At 53.4% G+C, this 249-nt stretch carries 1 pseudogene; it reads right to left on the bottom strand.

Annotation, left to right across the window (positions count from 1 at the left end):
* A pseudogene (locus tag ACZYOF_RS44990) lies at positions 1-125 on the bottom strand (IS110 family transposase); the annotation flags it as partial.
* Positions 126-249: the final 124 nt, after the last annotated feature.

Raw genomic sequence — 249 nt, 5'->3', positions numbered from 1 at the left:
TTAGCTCGGCTTTTTTCGCGCAGCTTCGAAAACAGCGCGAACAACCCGGCCAGGTCTCCGGCTGACACCGAATGTTTCGACATCTTCTCGCCGTTTCCTGGCGACAACGAGGTTATCAGCCAACTAGGCTGTGTGGACTCTTGGGATTCTCAAATCAGACGGAACGTGATTCAAGGCTTTCTTTTAGGAGGAAGCCTTGGGGGTTCTGGATCGGCTCGTTCTGAACGACACGCAATGGGACCGTATCTC

This window comes from Bradyrhizobium sp. LeoA1Lang (genome assembly GCF_055413685.1).
The sequence above is the reverse complement of the archived record's forward strand: the minus strand, read 5'-3'. Positions and strand labels throughout refer to the sequence as shown.